Below are 349 nucleotides of genomic sequence, written 5' to 3'. Positions count from 1 at the left end.
TGACGTTCTGATTCGTAGTCAGACCCTCTATCCAGCTGAGGTAACGCCGCAACTTGTTGATTATTATGCACAGGGACTGAATAATGGTCAAGCATTTTTTCAAAAAAAGTTATCGAATTTGATTTTTAATCATTTGGAGGGCTTGGCGCGATCTTCGACGCATCGCGATATAAGAAAAGCCCCCGTCGCCGGGAGCTTTAAAGTCAATTGGTGCGGCGTATAGGATTCGAACCTATGACGTTCTGATTCGTAGTCAGACCCTCTATCCAGCTGAGGTAACGCCGCAACGCACGGATTATTATGCACGCGAGCCCCCGATGGGTCAAGCGACAATTAGAAAAAATTTTAC

General features: G+C 45.8%; 1 protein-coding gene and 1 tRNA gene. One reads left to right on the top strand and one right to left on the bottom strand.

All coding sequences use genetic code 11. The annotated features are described in order from the left end of the window. On the top strand, window positions 1-223 hold a 223-nt coding region (locus DWX63_RS11585; RefSeq protein WP_233514552.1), incomplete at its 5' end, for a hypothetical protein. Here the strand turns inward: DWX63_RS11585 and DWX63_RS11075 are convergent. Continuing rightward, window positions 209-285, bottom strand: a tRNA-Arg gene (locus DWX63_RS11075). The two genes, DWX63_RS11585 and DWX63_RS11075, sit on opposite strands and share 15 nt — an antisense overlap. Between the last annotated feature and the right edge of the window lie 64 nt (window positions 286-349).

Origin of the sequence: Collinsella sp. AF20-14LB, assembly GCF_003459505.1 — a bacterium.
Classification (GTDB): domain Bacteria; phylum Actinomycetota; class Coriobacteriia; order Coriobacteriales; family Coriobacteriaceae; genus Collinsella.
This window is presented reverse-complemented; position numbering and strand designations above follow the sequence as displayed.